The sequence below is a fragment of the Microbulbifer sp. ARAS458-1 genome (genome assembly GCF_045348205.1).
Classification (GTDB): Bacteria; Pseudomonadota; Gammaproteobacteria; order Pseudomonadales; family Cellvibrionaceae; genus Microbulbifer.
This window is the reverse complement of record NZ_CP155838.1, coordinates 1978274-1993361: the sequence shown is the minus strand read 5'-3', so window position 1 is coordinate 1993361 and position 15088 is coordinate 1978274. Positions and strand designations below refer to the sequence as shown.

Here is a 15088-nt window from a genome sequence, read left to right as displayed (position 1 = left end):
TCTGCTAGCGTTAGTAGAGTTGCAATAACGCGAGGCGCCCATGTCGGCACGGGAACAGATCAGCGCACTAGAGCAAGGTATGAGTCGCGCCATCGTCGGCCAGCAGGATGTGATCCGGCGACTGATTATCGGTTTGCTCGCCAATGGCAATTTGCTGGTGGAGGGACTGCCAGGGCTCGCCAAAACCCGCGCCATTAAAGCGCTGGCGAATAACCTGCAAGCAGACTTCAGTCGTATACAGTTTACGCCCGACCTGCTCCCTGCGGACGTGACCGGCACGGATATGCTCTATCGGGACGAGCGGCAGTCCGCGTTTCGCTTTCACCCCGGACCGGTATTCGCCAACATCGTCCTCGCCGATGAGATCAACCGCGCGCCCGCCAAAGTGCAATCGGCGCTGCTGGAGGCTATGGAGGAACGCCAGGTCACCGTGGCCGGCAATAGCCACAAGTTGCCGCCACTATTTATGGTCATGGCCACCCAGAATCCTATCGAGCAGGAAGGTACTTATCCACTGCCGGAAGCGCAAATGGATCGCTTTCTGATGCACGTACTGATCACCTACCCGCCGGTAGAAGACGAGGTGGAGGTGATCGAACTGGTGCGCGGAGAGGAAATTGCCGCAGCCCACGCAGCCACCCCAGACAAAGGTGCAGACGGTGGCGCCACAAAGCCGCAACAAGCCGCAACGCTCGTGCCGCAGCAGGCGGTGTTTGACGCACGCTGCGAAATAGCCGGTATCCATGTATCGGACGCCATGGCGCGCTACATGGCCGACCTGATCGATGCCAGCCGGTATCCGGCGAAGCTTTCCGACGAGCTGGCGCGCTGGATTGAGATTGGCGCCAGTCCACGGGGCTCTATTGCACTGGACAAGGCGGGACGCACCAACGCATGGCTGGAGGGGCGCGATTATGTGGATCCGCAGGATATCCACGGGGTAATTCACGACTGCCTGCGTCACCGCATCGGGCTCAGCTTTGAGGCCCAGGGGGAGGGCATCAGCGCAGACCAGGTCATTGATCTTCTGCTGAAAAATGTCGCCCTACCCTGATTCATCACGATACCGCCATGTTCAATTTTTTCACGCGCCAACGTAACCGCAGCCGCGCGGGTGTCGGTGGTATCAGCTCGCCGCCAACCGGCAACGACCGCCGCATCCATGTAGACCTGTCGCATCTGCAGTCACTGGAGGACGCCGCGGAATCACTGAATCTGCTACCGAGGCAACCGACCCGCAGCGTATTGGCCGGCCGCCACGCTTCACGCCTGCGCGGTCGCGGGCTCAACTTTGAGGAACTGCGTGAATACCGACCATCGGATGACGTGCGCGCAATCGACTGGAAGGTGACTGCGCGTACTGGCGAGCCCCACGTGCGCGTGTACACGGAAGAGCGCGACCGCCCCACACTCATTGTGGTGGATCAGCGCATGTCCATGTATTTCGGTACCCGCTTCGCCATGAAATCCGTCACCGCGGCGGAGACAGCGACACTCGCCGCGTTCGCGGTGCTCAGCCAGGGCGATCGTGTAGGCGGTATTGTCATCCGGGACGATGGGCTTTTCAGCCAGCGCCCCAAACGCTGTCGCACCGCGCTGACCCGATTCCTGAGCGAGCTCGCACGCGCCAACTGTGCGCTACATGCGGATGCGCCACCAGCCACCCCCACATCTCTGGACACGGTATTACAAGCAGTGGCAAATATTGCACGTCGCGATCACCTGATTCTGCTTATCAGTGATTTCGATGTGATCGGACCGGCCAGCGATCGACTGCTCGCCGGCCTCGCGCGCCGCAATGATGTGATACTGATGCCGGTGTCAGACCCGAGTGGCGAAGTTATGCCAAAGGGGTTTGTCAGCGCGATTTCTGACGGTGATCAACAGGCGACGCTTGATACCAACATTGGCGATATTCACACGGCCATGAACCGCCTAAACCGCGAGCGCCGTGCGGCCATCGAGCGCTGGCAACATCATTATGGAATCCCCCTGGCATCACTTTCTGCAGGTGCAGAAACCCTGCCACAACTCCACCGGCTGTTGGGACTGGCGTGCCCGCTAAACAGGAGAACCGCCGGTGCAGAATGAGCACACCAAACCCACGGAGGCAACATTAGCTGATCTGATCGCTCAGCTGGTACCGCCACCGGTACCCGAAGCCATTTCACTATGGCCTCAAACGGCGCTGGCTAAGACAATGTTCACAGTGCTACTTGTACTCGTATTTTTCCTGAGCTGGAAAGCCTACCGTCACTATCGGCGCAATGCCTACCGGCGCGCCGCGCTGAGCGCTCTGGAAAACGCAGCTAATGACCCGGGAGTGATTGCCAGTATTTTACGACGCACCGCACTCGCCGTTTATCCGCGAGAGCAGGTCGCCGGACTCACCGGGAACCATTGGCTGGAATTCCTTAATCGCCAGTATTCCGGCACGGAATTTAACGGTGATCTGGGTGAGGCTTTATTGCGGGGTGCTTACCGCAGCTGCCCGCGGAACCCCCGACTGACTCAAGCGGCCAAAAACTGGGTCCGCCGTCATCGCAGCCAAATAGTGCCACCCCGTAAATCCAGGCCCGAAGGCTCGGAGGTGCCCCCGTGAGTGGATTAGCAAGCGGCCTTATGTTTAGTGCGCCCTGGGCCCTCTTACTATTACCGCTGCCCCTGCTGGTATGGTGGCTGGCTCCACCTCACCGCGAGCGCATCGCCGCTATACGCGTCCCCTTCTTCCAGCGCATCAGTGAGCGTCTGGGATTGATACGAGGCTCGGGCTCCGTTGTACGCAAGCGCCGCTACTGGCAGTGGATTATCGGCACACTGGTGTGGCTACTGCTGGTTACCGCCCTGGCGCGCCCGGAACTCGAAGGGGATGCCGTGACGCTCCAGAAACCAGCCCGAGACCTGATTCTCGCAGTGGATATTTCCGGGTCTATGGATCAGCAAGACTTCCTCAGCCCTGCCGGCGAACGGACTCAGCGGCTCGCCGGCGTCAAAAGTGTACTGGCGCAATTTCTCGGTGGCCGCGAGGGCGAGCGAGTGGCGCTGATCGTATTCGGTTCAAAAGCGTTTGTGCAGGCCCCACTCACCACTGACCTGGATACCGTACAGGAACTGTTGCAACTGACCGAAGTTGGTATGGCAGGCCCTCACACCGCTCTCGGCGACGCCATTGGCCTGGCGATCCGCCAGTTTGAAACCAGTGACATCCAACAGCGCCTGCTGATTCTGCTGAGTGATGGCAGTGACACCGCCAGCCGTATGAGCCCCATTAACGCCGCGGCCATCGCCGCACAACAGCGGGTCAAAATCCTCACCGTGGGAGTCGGCGATCCCCATGGAGAATCGGACAACAGGCTTGATATAGACACCATGACCGCCATTGCAACGCGCACTGGTGGGGAATTCTTTTTTGCCAATGATCAACAAGCCCTTGCCCGGGTGTACCAGCAGATAGACGCACTGGCACCAAAGAAAGTTGATAGCGAAACCTTTCGCCCCCGCCAAAGCCTTGCCTACTTTCCGCTGGCACTGGCATTGACGCTCGCAATGCTCAGCGTTGCATTACACATGCTCGAACGCGCAGACTGGCGCCGGGAGGCGGCCTCATGAACGGTGTCTTCGACGATGTGACCACGTTTATCTCCGCCTTCCACTTCTTACGTCCCCTGTGGCTATTGCTGTTACCTGTGATACTCGTGGTCTGGTGGGTTTTGCGGCGACCCGGCGGGCTTGAACAGAAAGAGACTTCTGGTGAACCTCATATCGCGCCACATCTCGCCAATGCTCTCCGTGTCGGAAAAAATGACAAAACCGGCTGGCCGCGCTTACTGCCCATCGACACCCTCGCCCTACTTCTGACGTTTCTCTGCGTGGCAACCGCCGGCCCTGCCTGGAGCCGGCTACCGAATCCATTGATGGCGCGCACTGCCCCTCTGGTCCTCGCCCTGGAGGTGACTTCGAGTATGACGGAGAAAGACGTTGCTCCGAGCCGCCTGGAACGCGCCAAACAGAAAATTTACGACCTGCTGGATCGCCGTGACGGTGCCCCCACCGCACTGGTCGCCTACGCAGGTACCGCCCACCGTGTCGTACCGCTGACCGAAGACCCGTACCTGATGCGCCCTTACGTGGAGGGGCTGGAAACAGATGTCATGCCGGCAGAAGGTAACAGCGCCGCCGCGGCCCTCAAGCTTGCGCAAGATATTCTGAAAAAAGAACAGACCAGCGGCAGCATCCTGTTTCTTACCGATGGTATCGAAAAACACGATATCTCCGCCTTTGCTCAGCGCACTCAGGACAATGGTCTTGGGTTTTTAATGCTGCTACCGAGCCAGTCCCCGATCCCAGGTGCAGAGCAAGTCAGCCGCGCGAGAGTCACCCGGGTAACACCCGATGCACGGGATATCGATGGGTTTGTGCGCTATTTTTCCAATAATTTCCGACAGGCATTGATAAACGATAAAAACCTGCAGTGGGAGGACCGTGGCTGGTGGTTTGCATGGCCAGCGGCAATCCTGGCGCTGCTGTGGTTCCGCCGCGGCTGGATCCTGCCAGTGTCGCAGCAAAAATCCACAGCCCTATCGACTGGTGTGGTACTCACTTTCCTTTTCACCGGACTGATAACAACCTCTTCCACCTCGCCCGTTGTCACCGCACAGTCTCTTACCTCCGCCGTTGCTCGGGATACAATGCCCGCAGAAAATACTTTTCTCACCCGTGTTTTTACCCCCGATCAGCTGGGCCAATGGCTGTCGAACCGCAAAGAATACAGCCGCGCCGCCAATGTCTTTTCCGATACCTATCGACGCGGCTACGCCCAGTATCAGGCCGGGCAGTTTGAAGATGCGGCCAATACCCTGGCAGGCCTGAATAGCCCGGAAGCAATATTCACCCGAGCCATGGCACAGGTGAAAAGCGGCCAGTATCAGGACGCCATTACCGGCTTTGAACAGGTAGTGTCGATGAATTCGAATTTCCCCGGCGCCGATAAAAATCTACGGCTTACCCGAGACATTCTTGCCTACATGGAAAAATCCCGCGGCGAGGAAGAAGAAAAAGAAGAGCAGACGCAAAGTGATCAAGACAACTACGACAAACAACAACAGGAGATTCAAGCGCCCGATAGCTCTCGCGATCCACAGCCGGTCGACCCGGAGCAGTGGATGTCGACCCTGGACACCAGCACCAGTACATTTATGAAACAGCGGTTTGCCGCTGAGGCCGCAGCACAAAAACGCGAGGGCAACACGCAATGAATCTGTTGAACCCTCGATTGCGCTGTATTCTGTGTGCGGTGATATTGCTGTGGGCAGCCAGCGCTTCTTCGGCGCAGTCCGCAAAAACTAACGCAACGCCGGCGAATATCGATACCCCCATTGTCAGAAGCACGCTCTCCCAATCCAGTGTTGTTCCCGGTCAGGCGGTCACCCTGCAGATCACCGTGCTGGTACCCACCTGGCTGACCAAACCCGTAGAGTTCCCCACCATCGACCGGCCGAATCTGTCAGTAAGTGCGCCCGATAAATCCTCTGTCTCTACCAGTGAGACGATCAACGGGACAACCTGGTCTGGGGTGGTGCGCGAATATCTGCTCGTCCCCCTTACCCCTGGTGTATTCAGGCTTCCGGCAACCAGCCTGGATATTCGCTACCGCAACCCCGATGGGGGCCCCGATATTACCCGCCAAGCTACCCTGGCGCCGGAGCCGATTACACTAACCGCTAGTGCGCCAGAAGGTGCCGAAGCGCTGGATCCCTATATTGCAGCAGATAATCTGAACCTCGAGCAGCGCATCGAAGGAACCCCCGAAAACCTGAAGCCGGGCGATAGTTTCAGCCGCACTGTTACAGCGTCTATACAGGGCTCAACGGTCATGTTCGTGCCGGCACTACTGACCACCGATGCCCCATCTGGACTGGCTGCTTACGCGGATACCCCAAGGACCAATGCGCAAAGTGATGGGCGCGTGGACGGCGAAAATGGAGGCAGCCGGGTTGAGAAAATCACCTATGTGGCCGAAACCCCACTAAAAGGCACCTTGCCCGCCATCACCCTCAGTTGGTATGACCTGAAGGACGGCGATATTAAGACAACCACTCTGAAACCGGTCAAAGTACACGTGAAGGGGGTCGCTGCCATCAGCGGTCTTCCACCCGCGCACTGGCTCGGGCTGCTGGCTCTGGGCATTGCCCTGCTCTGGCTGGCCAGAGAATACCTTTGGCCAACGATTACTCAGGTACGTGCGCAGTATCATCAAAGACGGGAAGCGGCGGGGACCCTTGCGCTTCGGCAGCTGCAATCGGCAATCAAACACCATAACTACTCCGTAGCTCTCAATGCCTCCATGACACTGAAAAAGCAGGCAGACTACGCAACCTCCGATATCCCACAGACCCTCTTCGCGCTCGGACAAGCCCATTACGGCAATACCCCGGCCTCGGCAAGCGCCGCACCACTCTGGCAAAAACTGGAACTGGCAACAGATGCCTACGTCGCTGGGCGCCGGCGTCGCGCGCTTTCATCCCCGTTGCCTCCCCTGAACCCACCCTGAGTAACCAGCGCATGCCAGGTAAGTGGAAACTGCCCAGTCTTACTCCCAACAGCGCTGTTATGAAAAAAAATTATCCGGCGCCCGCAGAGAAAATGAAAAAGACGAACTAAGGTTTAAGGAGTACCAAATTCAGAGTGGTCCCTCACTGCAACTTCTGGGGAAGTTCTATGCGTATTCCGGACAAGCTTCTCAGCCTTGCGCTGGCCACATTTATCCTTTTCCTGTCACCAGTCCTGACGCTCGCAGATTCCCCCGTTGACCCGCTTCCCTCATGGAATGAAAGCCAGACCAAGTCTGCAATCATCGAGTTCGTCAGCAAGGTGACCCGTAAAGGTTCCCCGGACTTTGTTGAACAGGGCCAGCGTATTGCCACCTTCGACAACGATGGCACCCTATGGGCAGAGCAACCCATGTACTTCCAGTTGTTTTACGCACTGGACCAAGTAAGAAAGATGGCGCCGGAGCACCCAGAATGGAAAAACCAGGAACCCTTCGCGTCTATTCTCAATGGCGATACGAGTAAGGTGATCGCCAGCGGCAAAGAAGGGCTGATGAAAATCATTGCCGCCACCCACGCCAATATGACCACAGAGGAATTCGCCAGTGCTGTGGCGCAATGGCTGAAAACCGCCCGACATCCAAAATACGACAAACCCTATAACGAACTGGTTTACCAGCCGATGCTGGAACTGCTGGATTACCTGCGGGCCAATGGTTTTCAAACCTATATTGTGTCCGGCGGCGGCGTGGACTTTATCCGTGTTTTTGCCGAGGAGACATATGGAATTCCGCCGAACCAGGTGGTCGGTTCCAGCTTAAAAGCCCGCTACGAAGTACGCGATGGAAAACCGGTAGTCATCAAGCTCCCGGAGATAAACCTGATTGACGACAAGGAAGGGAAACCGGTCGGTATCCATCAGCACATTGGCCAGCGTCCTATTTTTGTTGCCGGAAATTCCGACGGCGACTATCAAATGCTGGAATGGGCCACCTCTGGTAGCGGCCCGCGCTTTGGTGTTCTGGTACACCACACAGATGCCAAACGCGAATGGGCCTACGACCGAAAATCCCATATCGGCCAGCTCCATCGAGGCCTGGATGACGCCGGCAAACACAGTTGGCATGTCATCGATATGAAGAATGACTGGAACAGGGTTTTCTCCTTCGACAAATCCTCAACCACTTCGAATCAGGCCACTGGCCTTTCACAATTACGTTAGCACTGCCCTGGAGGGACACATGAGGAATTTTCGTTTACGCCGCCTGTTGAGGCTGCCAATTTCCGTGGCGGCAGCAGCACTAATCTCCATATGCCATACCGCTGCTCAGGCTCAGGATAAGCCCAACATCTTGGTGATCTGGGGCGATGACATCGGTGTGTGGAATATCAGCGCCAACAGCAAAGGCATGATGGGATACATGACGCCCAATATTGACCGCATAGCCAATCAGGGGTTGTCGTTCACCGACTACTACGGGCAGCAATCCTGCACTGCCGGGCGCGCCGCCTTTATGGGAGGCAATGTTCCAGTGCGTACCGGAATGACCAAAGTGGGCTTACCCGGTGCCAAAGAGGGTTGGCAGAAGTCCGATGTGACTATTGCTGCGGTAATGAAAAGTCTCGGCTACGCTACTGGGCAATTCGGGAAGAATCACTTCGGTGATCGCGATGAACATTTACCGGTCAATCACGGCTTTGATGTGTTCTTCGGCAACCTCTACCACCTCAATGCCGAGGAAGAGCCGGAGAACCGGGACTACCCGAAAGATCCGGAATTCCGCAAGAAATATGGACCGCGTGGTGTCATCAAAGCGAGTGCCGACGGCAAGATCGAAGACACCGGTCCCCTGACCAAGAAACGCATGGAAACCGTAGATGAGGAGACACTCGCTGCGGCCATGGATTTTATCAAGCAGCAGGTAAATGCCGGCAAGCCTTTCTTTGTCTGGTGGAACGCAACCAGAATGCACTTCCGTACCCACGTTAAAGAAGAGCATAAGGGCTTATCCGGTCCGACCGGTAACAACTATCAGGATGGTATGGTTGAGCATGACCAGCATGTGGGGCAATTACTGAACCTGCTGGATCAGCTGAAAATCGCCGACAACACTATCGTGTTCTACTCGACTGACAATGGCCCCCACTTCAACACCTGGCCAGATGCCGGCACCACGATCTTTCGCAGTGAGAAAAACTCAAACTGGGAAGGGGCATACCGGGTTCCCGCATTTGTACGCTGGCCGGGGAAATTCCCCGCGGGTAAAACACTCAACGGTATTGTTTCCCACGAGGACTGGTTGCCCACTCTCGCTGCAGTAGGTGGTGCTCCAGACATCAAGAACAAGCTGCTCAAAGGTGTCAGCCTGAATGGCCGCAGCTACAAAAACCATATCGACGGTTACAATATGCTGGACTACTTTACCGGCAAAACGGAAGAGTCCCCCCGCCGTGAGTTCATTTATGTAAATGACGATGGTCAGATTGTGGCAATGCGCTACGATGCGTGGAAAGCGGTATTTCTCGAAAACCGCGGACAGGCGTTCGAAGTATGGCGCGAGCCGTTTACCGAGTTGCGTGTCCCTCTGTTATTCAATCTGCGCCGCGATCCATTCGAGCGCGCCCAACACAACTCCAACACCTATAATGACTGGTTCCTGGACAGAGCCTTTGTACTGGTGCCCATGCAGGGCATGGCAGCGCGCTTCCTCAAATCCATGGAGGAATACCCCCCCAGTCAGACACCGGGTTCATTCAATCTCAAGAAGATCGAGGAACAGTTGAAGGCCGGTGCAGGCGGCAGTAACTGACTTTCTCGGCGCCATGAAAAAAGGCCCATACCTTACGGCATGGGCCCTTTTTCCTGCCGTATCAGCGACTAATTCGGCGAATACCAGATGGGTGAACTGAAAGCGCGCTCCTGTAGAACCATCGGTACTTCTTTATCCATTTCAACCCCGTTTCGCACCTTGTCGAACAGCGTCCAACGGGGCGTCGGTATCTCAAGTACCCGGGCGTAGTACACCGCCTTGTGCCTGGGATTGAATTCCTTATCCTCGAAAAAGCCGATCAGCTGGGCATCACCAATACTATTGGTGTATTCCGCCGTTTCCAGATTGACGGTATTTCCGACCTTCTGAATATGCCCGGTACCGTCATCCTTACGATTTCCCGACCATCTCACGTTGTAAACTTTCTCGTGTGCGCGACCATTTCCATCCACCCACCCTTTGACAATCTGCAGCCGATCGAGATTGGCGCCATCCGGGTCTTTTAACGCCGCCAGTAGAAAGCGGATTGATTTCGTGGAGCCGTTGCCAGTTAACTTGCCCCCCATGGGCACCCCCTTCTGATAGCCTCGCTTAACCAGGTCTGCTTCGGCATCCTGCGATACAAAATCAAAGCCACCAAAGAACCGCAGTGTCATACGCGGACCGGTGGTGGCAAATGTTTCCTTCCGCATCATGGCGTCCCAGATAGCTTCGCGGGTATTCTCCGTTGCCCAGACACCGGTCAGTCCGGATGCTGCCTGCTCCCAGCCCATGTAACTGCCACTGGGCCCGGTCAGCAACGGAAAGTCCCAGCGCTCTTTATTGCTGGGCTCCAGGGTTTTGAATTTACCAAAGAAGTTGTCTTCTTCTGTGGTACTCAATCCCACATGGTTGTCGGTACCCCCGTTCACACCGTACTGGAAGGGGTTGGTACCCAATTCGGTTTCGATTCGCATGCCATCAATCAACGCCGGGCGCCAGTACTCGTAGCGAAAGGATCCTTTCGGTTTTGGCTTCAATATCAGGTTTCCACGGTCCCAAAGATCCCAGTCCGCAAACTCATCTTCTGGAGAGAGACTGGGGTGCGACTCACTCTGCCCCTTGATTTGAGTGATCTCGTAGAGTGGCTCAAACCGCGCGCGCATTTGTGCCCACTCACTGGTCATGGGCGAGCCGTCAAAGCGCTTGTGCTCAAACATGCGGCCGTTGGACATATTGCCGTTGTGGGGAATGGCGAGTACCCGACCGCCGGTCTTGTCCTCATAGGCGGCCATCCACGCCCACAGCTTTTCCGGGTCCTGTGTTTCAAAGGTGGTCAATGGCAGTAGGCGACGGGTCTTGCTGGCGTCATCGCGGAAGATCACATTGCGGTGCAGGTTATCACCACCGTCCGCATTGACCGTCCATTCATAGGCGATAAAGGTAGTGAATTCGCCGGGACGGTAATATTTTTCTGCCGCATCGACGGTTTTTTCCCAGGCGGATTTCATCCATTTAGGGTCCATCACCGTTTTCGGCAGCCGGCCCTCGGACTGCATCACAATCAATTCGCTTTTGGCATCTGCTGCGGCCTTTTCATCGCCGGAATTGAGCGCATCGTGCCAACGCTTCAGAGTTTCATCCGCTATCATTTCCGGGTTTCCGGCAATCAGCTCGTTGATTACGCCCATCCCGTCAGAATGGTCAGTGATCATATACCAGTCGTACGGGCGGGCGAGCCTCGCCTTGAGCCCCGAATTGGATTTGACCTCCTCCCCGGTGGCGAAGCGATAGGCATCTTCCGGAGAAAGAATCGCCCCATCCATGCCTGCATCCGCAGACCAGCCGGTGTGCACATGGGTATCGCCAAAATATGCCTGCACGGGATAACCAGATGGGGAAGACTGCAACGCTGACGCTGATTTCCCAGACATTTCCGGATTTGGTAAGGGCGCTTTTCCAGTTGTATCCACATGCTGGTCATCCGCTCTACCAAGTTCTTCCTCGATCAGTGCGCCGTCTTTTTCGTCTGGGGCGGCGCCTGCACTTCTTCCATCAGGATCACCGCCACAGGCAATCAGAAAAAAACTCAATGCAAGTGCAACACCTGTCATTCCGCGCTTAAGCATGATGAATTCCCTGTTAGATAGTAAGGACGCCGGAGTTGTCTGGAAATGGACCAGTGATTCTGGTTTCGCGTGAGTATAGAACCGGGGGTAGCGCCGAACATTGCGGTGGCGCAAGAGAGACTTTGTTCCCGGAGCGTCGACACCCTATTCGGGCTTCTATAATCTTCCCGTTCGTCAGTGTGAATAATCTGCCACACACAGCACCGCGCAATCCGCACACCATTACCGTTTTATGGGGGAAACATGGCCCAGGGCTCGAGAAAGGCTGTTCTATACGCCATCTGTGTAAACGCCATCATCACAGTGCTCAAGGGAGTGGCGGCTCTCGCGACTCATTCCGCCGCAATGATGAACGAAGCGGTACACAGCCTGATGGATACCCTAAACCAGATTTTTCTGCTGATCGGGTTAAAGCGCGGTGGACGGCCCGCGGACAGCCACTATGCGTTTGGCCACGGGCAAAAGAAGTATCTGTGGAACCTGTGGAGCGCCATCGGCCTGTTCTCCATCGGCTGTGGTCTTGGCCTCGCCCATGCATGGCACGCCTGGCACAACCTCGACCAGGTTGATCGACCAGAGGCGATTTCGGTTCTCGGTTTTGACATCGCGCCGATCTGGGTTTCCGGTGTGGTGCTGTTTATCGCCCTGGTGCTCGAAGGCTACGTGCTGATGGTCGCCGCTAAAGAGTTCTTTTCACGCATGCGCGCCGAGGGCAGGAAAAACCCGTTTCGGTACCTGGCCGATGCGGATGACCCCACTCTCATCGCCGTACTGCTTGAGGACAGCATCGCGGTAACTGGCGTTATCCTCGCCGCTACGGGTATCGGACTAACCCAGACTACGGGTAATCCCATGTGGGATATCGGCTTCTCGGTTTCCATTGCGGTCATGCTGGGACTGACGGCCATCTTTCTCGGCATGATCAACATGCGCTACCTGACGAATATCCGCGACAAGGACGCCGAGCGCGCATTTCACGAGATCATCAAACATCACCGGGAGGTTGAACGGTATCACGACCTGAGATCAGTGATTGTGGATGACACCCACACGGTCGTCGTTGCGGAAATCGAGGTGCGCGAAGAGGTTTTGATGCGGGGCATGAACGACCGCATTGACCGGCATGAGCAGCAACTGCTGGAAAGAGTAGCGGAGCATCGCAGAAATGACGCCGTTCTCGAGTACGCCGAGACACGCGCCATCGTGCAGGCGACCCTTGAAGCAACGGAAGAGTTAATCGATGAGCTCGAGGCCGAACTAAAGCAACGTTGCCCCCGGGTGTTTCACCTAACCATCGAGATCGATGGTATCGCAGCACCGTCGAAACTGGATGTGCCGGAGCAACTGAGAGGGAAATCCCTCTGATCGCCCCTGTCGCGCCAATTCGCTCCGGCGACACGCGACTCGAGAGAACGGCAGTGCCTGCACAATCTGCGGGCACTGCCGTCCGGATCACTTGGGTGGTAGGGTCCCGGCAAACTCGACACCCCGGGTCACCCATCCGTCCAGGTCTGCGGCGATTGCATCTTCTTCCACATAAACCATGCCTTTCAGCGGGCGGCCGGTGAAATCCATGGGCCGTGTGTAGCGTTCGCCAAGTGCCGCCTGATAGTTGTCCGGCCCTACTCGCACCATCAATTCCTCACCCACCACGCCACAGGCCATATTGCCATTCAGCATAAAGGCCAGCCCGCCAAACATCTGCTTCTCACTCAGGCCATCTTCTTCCTGCAGTACTTCACGGACTTTTTCTACCAGTTCTTCACTGTACGACATGGCTAACTCCTTCGTTTTATATCAATTCCCTATGCCAATCACTTCACCGGGAGCGCATCTTCAGGGCAGAGGCGATTACCGGTCGCAGGTCTTCAAACGCAATATCGTCGCTGTCGCGAAAATTCAGACAACCCGTGCCGCATTTCACCGAGGGGTGCCTATCCAGGTACGGCTGTATATGCTCCCGCGCACAGGTGTAAAGCGACAGGTAGCTCTGCTGGCTCGCCAGTGCCACCCAACCGTCGCCAAGCGCACAGGTAGGCATTCTGTATTTCATCGAGAGGCTGGTATCGGGAAAGTTGGCAACAATCAGATTGTGAAGTTTTTGCAGGCGTTCACTACGCCAGGTCGAAAGCTGGCTGACGTACTCGGCAAGCAGCTGGGGGATGGTATCTGAAGCAGTCTGCGATGGTGTGTCCATGCGTAAAATGTTTTTGCGCTTATTGATTACAGTGTAGCAAAGAAACCTAATACCTGCCTACACAGTCACCAACACTCGATCACGCAATATCGTACTTGTAATAATTCCAAATCAAGCAAACCTGATGCGACAGACGACACCAGCGCAGTCTTCGCAACCCGACTTTCAAAGTTAAAGCGAAAACAGCCTATAGTTAATATTTAAGGTATATCTACAACGCTCGTCTCATAGCTCCCAAAGAAGGTACTCAAAATGTCTAAAACGCTAAAAAATACTCTTTTACTAGCAGCGCTCTTGTCGCTATTTTCATCAGCCGCTAATTCCTCAAGTGAACATAAATCAAAGGGGGATGGCTTACCAGACCCCGGGGTTAAGCTCATCAAAGGACAAACAGCAATCGTCATTACTGACCCTCAAATTGACTTTTTGTCCCCCAAAGGGGTTGCATGGAGTCTTGTTGGAAAAAGCGTCACCAAGAATGGGACAGTTAATAATCTAGAAAAGTTGATGCAAGCAGCTCAGGAAAATGACATAGTTTTAGTCATCTCACCGCACTACTATGCGCCACAAGACTTGGCGTTTAAGCATGGCGGGGCTTTAGAACATGCAATGCACGGAATTAAAATGTTTGAGGGGAACAAACGTCTGGATCAAAGCGGCATCAAAGAGAATTCTGGTGCCGACTTTATGCCACAATATAAAAAATATATAAACAACGGAAAGACTGCGGTAGCAAACCCCCATAAGATATACGGCCCTGAGAGCAATGATACAGTCCTTCAGCTTCGCAAGCGGGGGATCAACAAAGTAATTTTGGCCGGAATGTCTGCCAACTTATGCACGGAATCCCATTTAAGAGAGCTCATGGAGCAAGGCTTCGAAGTTCTTGTCGTAAAAGATGCAACTGCGGCTGCACAACTTCCCGATCTAGATGGATATGCGGCGGCAATGACAAATATACGTATGATTGCTAACTCTGTAAAAACTACCGATGAAGTGTTGGCTCAAATTAAAGAAGAAATTAAATAAAAACTACAAACTGAGGCGGTCAACGACCGCCTATTTTAAAATACTCCCGATGAAAAGGTCTCCCAAGCGCTCCAATTCAGATTAATATCTTCAGCTGACTACCAGTCAAGTGGTACATGGCGCAACGATTTTGATCATTCTCCTTCTCCATCTGCGCGAGAACCGCACTTTCATCGCGAACCTCCCCCATCTCCCGACGCACATCGTTCGCGACCACCAGGCCGACAAAGTCGGCGTTCTTGCTTTAGCGATCCACTTCATTGCGCGCAATCGAGTCCGCACAAAAATTTTCCAGAGTGGTTATAACCATCGGCCAGCGTTGGCGCGAAAGGCCACCCTGTAAGGAGCTAATTTCAGTCTGGACGAATTTGGCGATATGCAAGCGCCAAGATCGGAGTACACCACGTAGATACGAAGGCCCGGTGACGGGCCTCC

The 15088-nt window shown here is 55.3% G+C and carries 13 protein-coding genes; 10 read left to right on the top strand and 3 right to left on the bottom strand.

The annotated features are described in order from the left end of the window. The first annotated feature begins 40 nt into the window (after positions 1-40). The 8 genes from AAFH99_RS08230 to AAFH99_RS08195 all read left to right on the top strand — a co-directional run bounded on the left by AAFH99_RS08230 (position 41) and on the right by AAFH99_RS08195 (position 9358). On the top strand, positions 41-1054 hold the full coding sequence (locus AAFH99_RS08230) for a MoxR family ATPase (protein WP_043317105.1): 1014 nt from the start codon (positions 41-43) through the stop codon (positions 1052-1054). 17 nt (positions 1055-1071) lie between these two features. After that, on the top strand, positions 1072-2091 hold the full coding sequence (locus AAFH99_RS08225; RefSeq protein WP_406829150.1) for a DUF58 domain-containing protein: 1020 nt from the start codon (positions 1072-1074) through the stop codon (positions 2089-2091). Next, a complete protein-coding gene (locus tag AAFH99_RS08220) occupies positions 2081-2602 on the top strand; it encodes a DUF4381 domain-containing protein (RefSeq protein ID WP_406829149.1) in 522 nt (173 codons plus the stop codon). The genes AAFH99_RS08225 and AAFH99_RS08220 overlap by 11 nt, the downstream gene beginning before the upstream one ends. After that, positions 2599-3609 (top strand): VWA domain-containing protein, encoded by a 1011-nt coding sequence (locus tag AAFH99_RS08215; protein WP_406829148.1) that lies wholly within the window; start codon positions 2599-2601, stop codon positions 3607-3609. The genes AAFH99_RS08220 and AAFH99_RS08215 overlap by 4 nt, the downstream gene beginning before the upstream one ends. Continuing rightward, on the top strand, positions 3606-5255 hold the full coding sequence (locus tag AAFH99_RS08210) for a VWA domain-containing protein (RefSeq protein ID WP_406829147.1): 1650 nt from the start codon (positions 3606-3608) through the stop codon (positions 5253-5255). Before AAFH99_RS08215 ends, AAFH99_RS08210 begins: the two co-directional genes overlap by 4 nt. Then, a complete protein-coding gene (locus AAFH99_RS08205) occupies positions 5252-6550 on the top strand; it encodes a BatD family protein (protein ID WP_406829146.1) in 1299 nt (432 codons plus the stop codon). Before AAFH99_RS08210 ends, AAFH99_RS08205 begins: the two co-directional genes overlap by 4 nt. A 167-nt stretch (positions 6551-6717) precedes the next feature. Beyond that, positions 6718-7770, top strand: coding sequence for an HAD family hydrolase (locus tag AAFH99_RS08200; protein WP_406829145.1), 1053 nt, complete (start codon positions 6718-6720; stop codon positions 7768-7770). Positions 7771-7789: 19 nt separating this feature from the next. Next, a complete protein-coding gene (locus tag AAFH99_RS08195) occupies positions 7790-9358 on the top strand; it encodes an arylsulfatase (RefSeq protein ID WP_406829144.1) in 1569 nt (522 codons plus the stop codon). Between the two features lie 68 nt (positions 9359-9426). Here AAFH99_RS08195 and AAFH99_RS08190 read toward each other — a convergent pair whose 3' ends face one another. Next, complete coding sequence (locus tag AAFH99_RS08190; protein WP_406829143.1) at positions 9427-11427, bottom strand: DUF3604 domain-containing protein; 2001 nt, start codon at positions 11425-11427, stop codon at positions 9427-9429. Between the two features lie 243 nt (positions 11428-11670). Here AAFH99_RS08190 and AAFH99_RS08185 point away from each other — a divergent pair, with 243 nt between their 5' ends. Continuing rightward, positions 11671-12792, top strand: a complete 1122-nt coding sequence (locus tag AAFH99_RS08185) for a cation diffusion facilitator family transporter (protein ID WP_081847956.1) — start codon at positions 11671-11673, stop codon at positions 12790-12792. 87 nt (positions 12793-12879) lie between these two features. Here the strand turns inward: AAFH99_RS08185 and AAFH99_RS08180 are convergent, their stop codons facing one another. Further along, positions 12880-13203 (bottom strand): TfoX/Sxy family protein, encoded by a 324-nt coding sequence (locus AAFH99_RS08180; RefSeq protein ID WP_043317113.1) that lies wholly within the window; start codon positions 13201-13203, stop codon positions 12880-12882. Between the two features lie 43 nt (positions 13204-13246). Then, entirely contained in the window at positions 13247-13624 is a 378-nt protein-coding gene (locus tag AAFH99_RS08175) for a DUF1801 domain-containing protein (protein WP_406829142.1), read from the bottom strand. 252 nt (positions 13625-13876) lie between these two features. Here AAFH99_RS08175 and AAFH99_RS08170 point away from each other — a divergent pair, with 252 nt between their 5' ends. Continuing rightward, positions 13877-14653 carry a cysteine hydrolase gene (locus AAFH99_RS08170; RefSeq protein WP_406829141.1) on the top strand — a complete coding sequence of 259 codons (777 nt, stop codon included), beginning with the start codon at positions 13877-13879 and terminating at the stop codon, positions 14651-14653. Positions 14654-15088: the final 435 nt, after the last annotated feature.

What these genes read in the sequence shown, in the direction of transcription:
- AAFH99_RS08225 (WP_406829150.1), top strand. Translation starts at nt 1,072, where the DNA reads ATGTTCAATTTTTTCACGCGCCAACGTAACCGCAGCCGCGCGGGTGTC.
- AAFH99_RS08200 (WP_406829145.1), top strand. Translation starts at nt 6,718, where the DNA reads ATGCGTATTCCGGACAAGCTTCTCAGCCTTGCGCTGGCCACATTTATC.
- AAFH99_RS08185 (WP_081847956.1), top strand. Translation starts at nt 11,671, where the DNA reads ATGGCCCAGGGCTCGAGAAAGGCTGTTCTATACGCCATCTGTGTAAAC.
- AAFH99_RS08195 (WP_406829144.1), top strand. Translation starts at nt 7,790, where the DNA reads ATGAGGAATTTTCGTTTACGCCGCCTGTTGAGGCTGCCAATTTCCGTG.
- AAFH99_RS08190 (WP_406829143.1), bottom strand. Translation starts at nt 11,427, where the DNA reads ATGCTTAAGCGCGGAATGACAGGTGTTGCACTTGCATTGAGTTTTTTT.
- AAFH99_RS08170 (WP_406829141.1), top strand. Translation starts at nt 13,877, where the DNA reads ATGTCTAAAACGCTAAAAAATACTCTTTTACTAGCAGCGCTCTTGTCG.
- AAFH99_RS08175 (WP_406829142.1), bottom strand. Translation starts at nt 13,624, where the DNA reads ATGGACACACCATCGCAGACTGCTTCAGATACCATCCCCCAGCTGCTT.
- AAFH99_RS08210 (WP_406829147.1), top strand. Translation starts at nt 3,606, where the DNA reads ATGAACGGTGTCTTCGACGATGTGACCACGTTTATCTCCGCCTTCCAC.
- AAFH99_RS08205 (WP_406829146.1), top strand. Translation starts at nt 5,252, where the DNA reads ATGAATCTGTTGAACCCTCGATTGCGCTGTATTCTGTGTGCGGTGATA.
- AAFH99_RS08230 (WP_043317105.1), top strand. Translation starts at nt 41, where the DNA reads ATGTCGGCACGGGAACAGATCAGCGCACTAGAGCAAGGTATGAGTCGC.
- AAFH99_RS08180 (WP_043317113.1), bottom strand. Translation starts at nt 13,203, where the DNA reads ATGTCGTACAGTGAAGAACTGGTAGAAAAAGTCCGTGAAGTACTGCAG.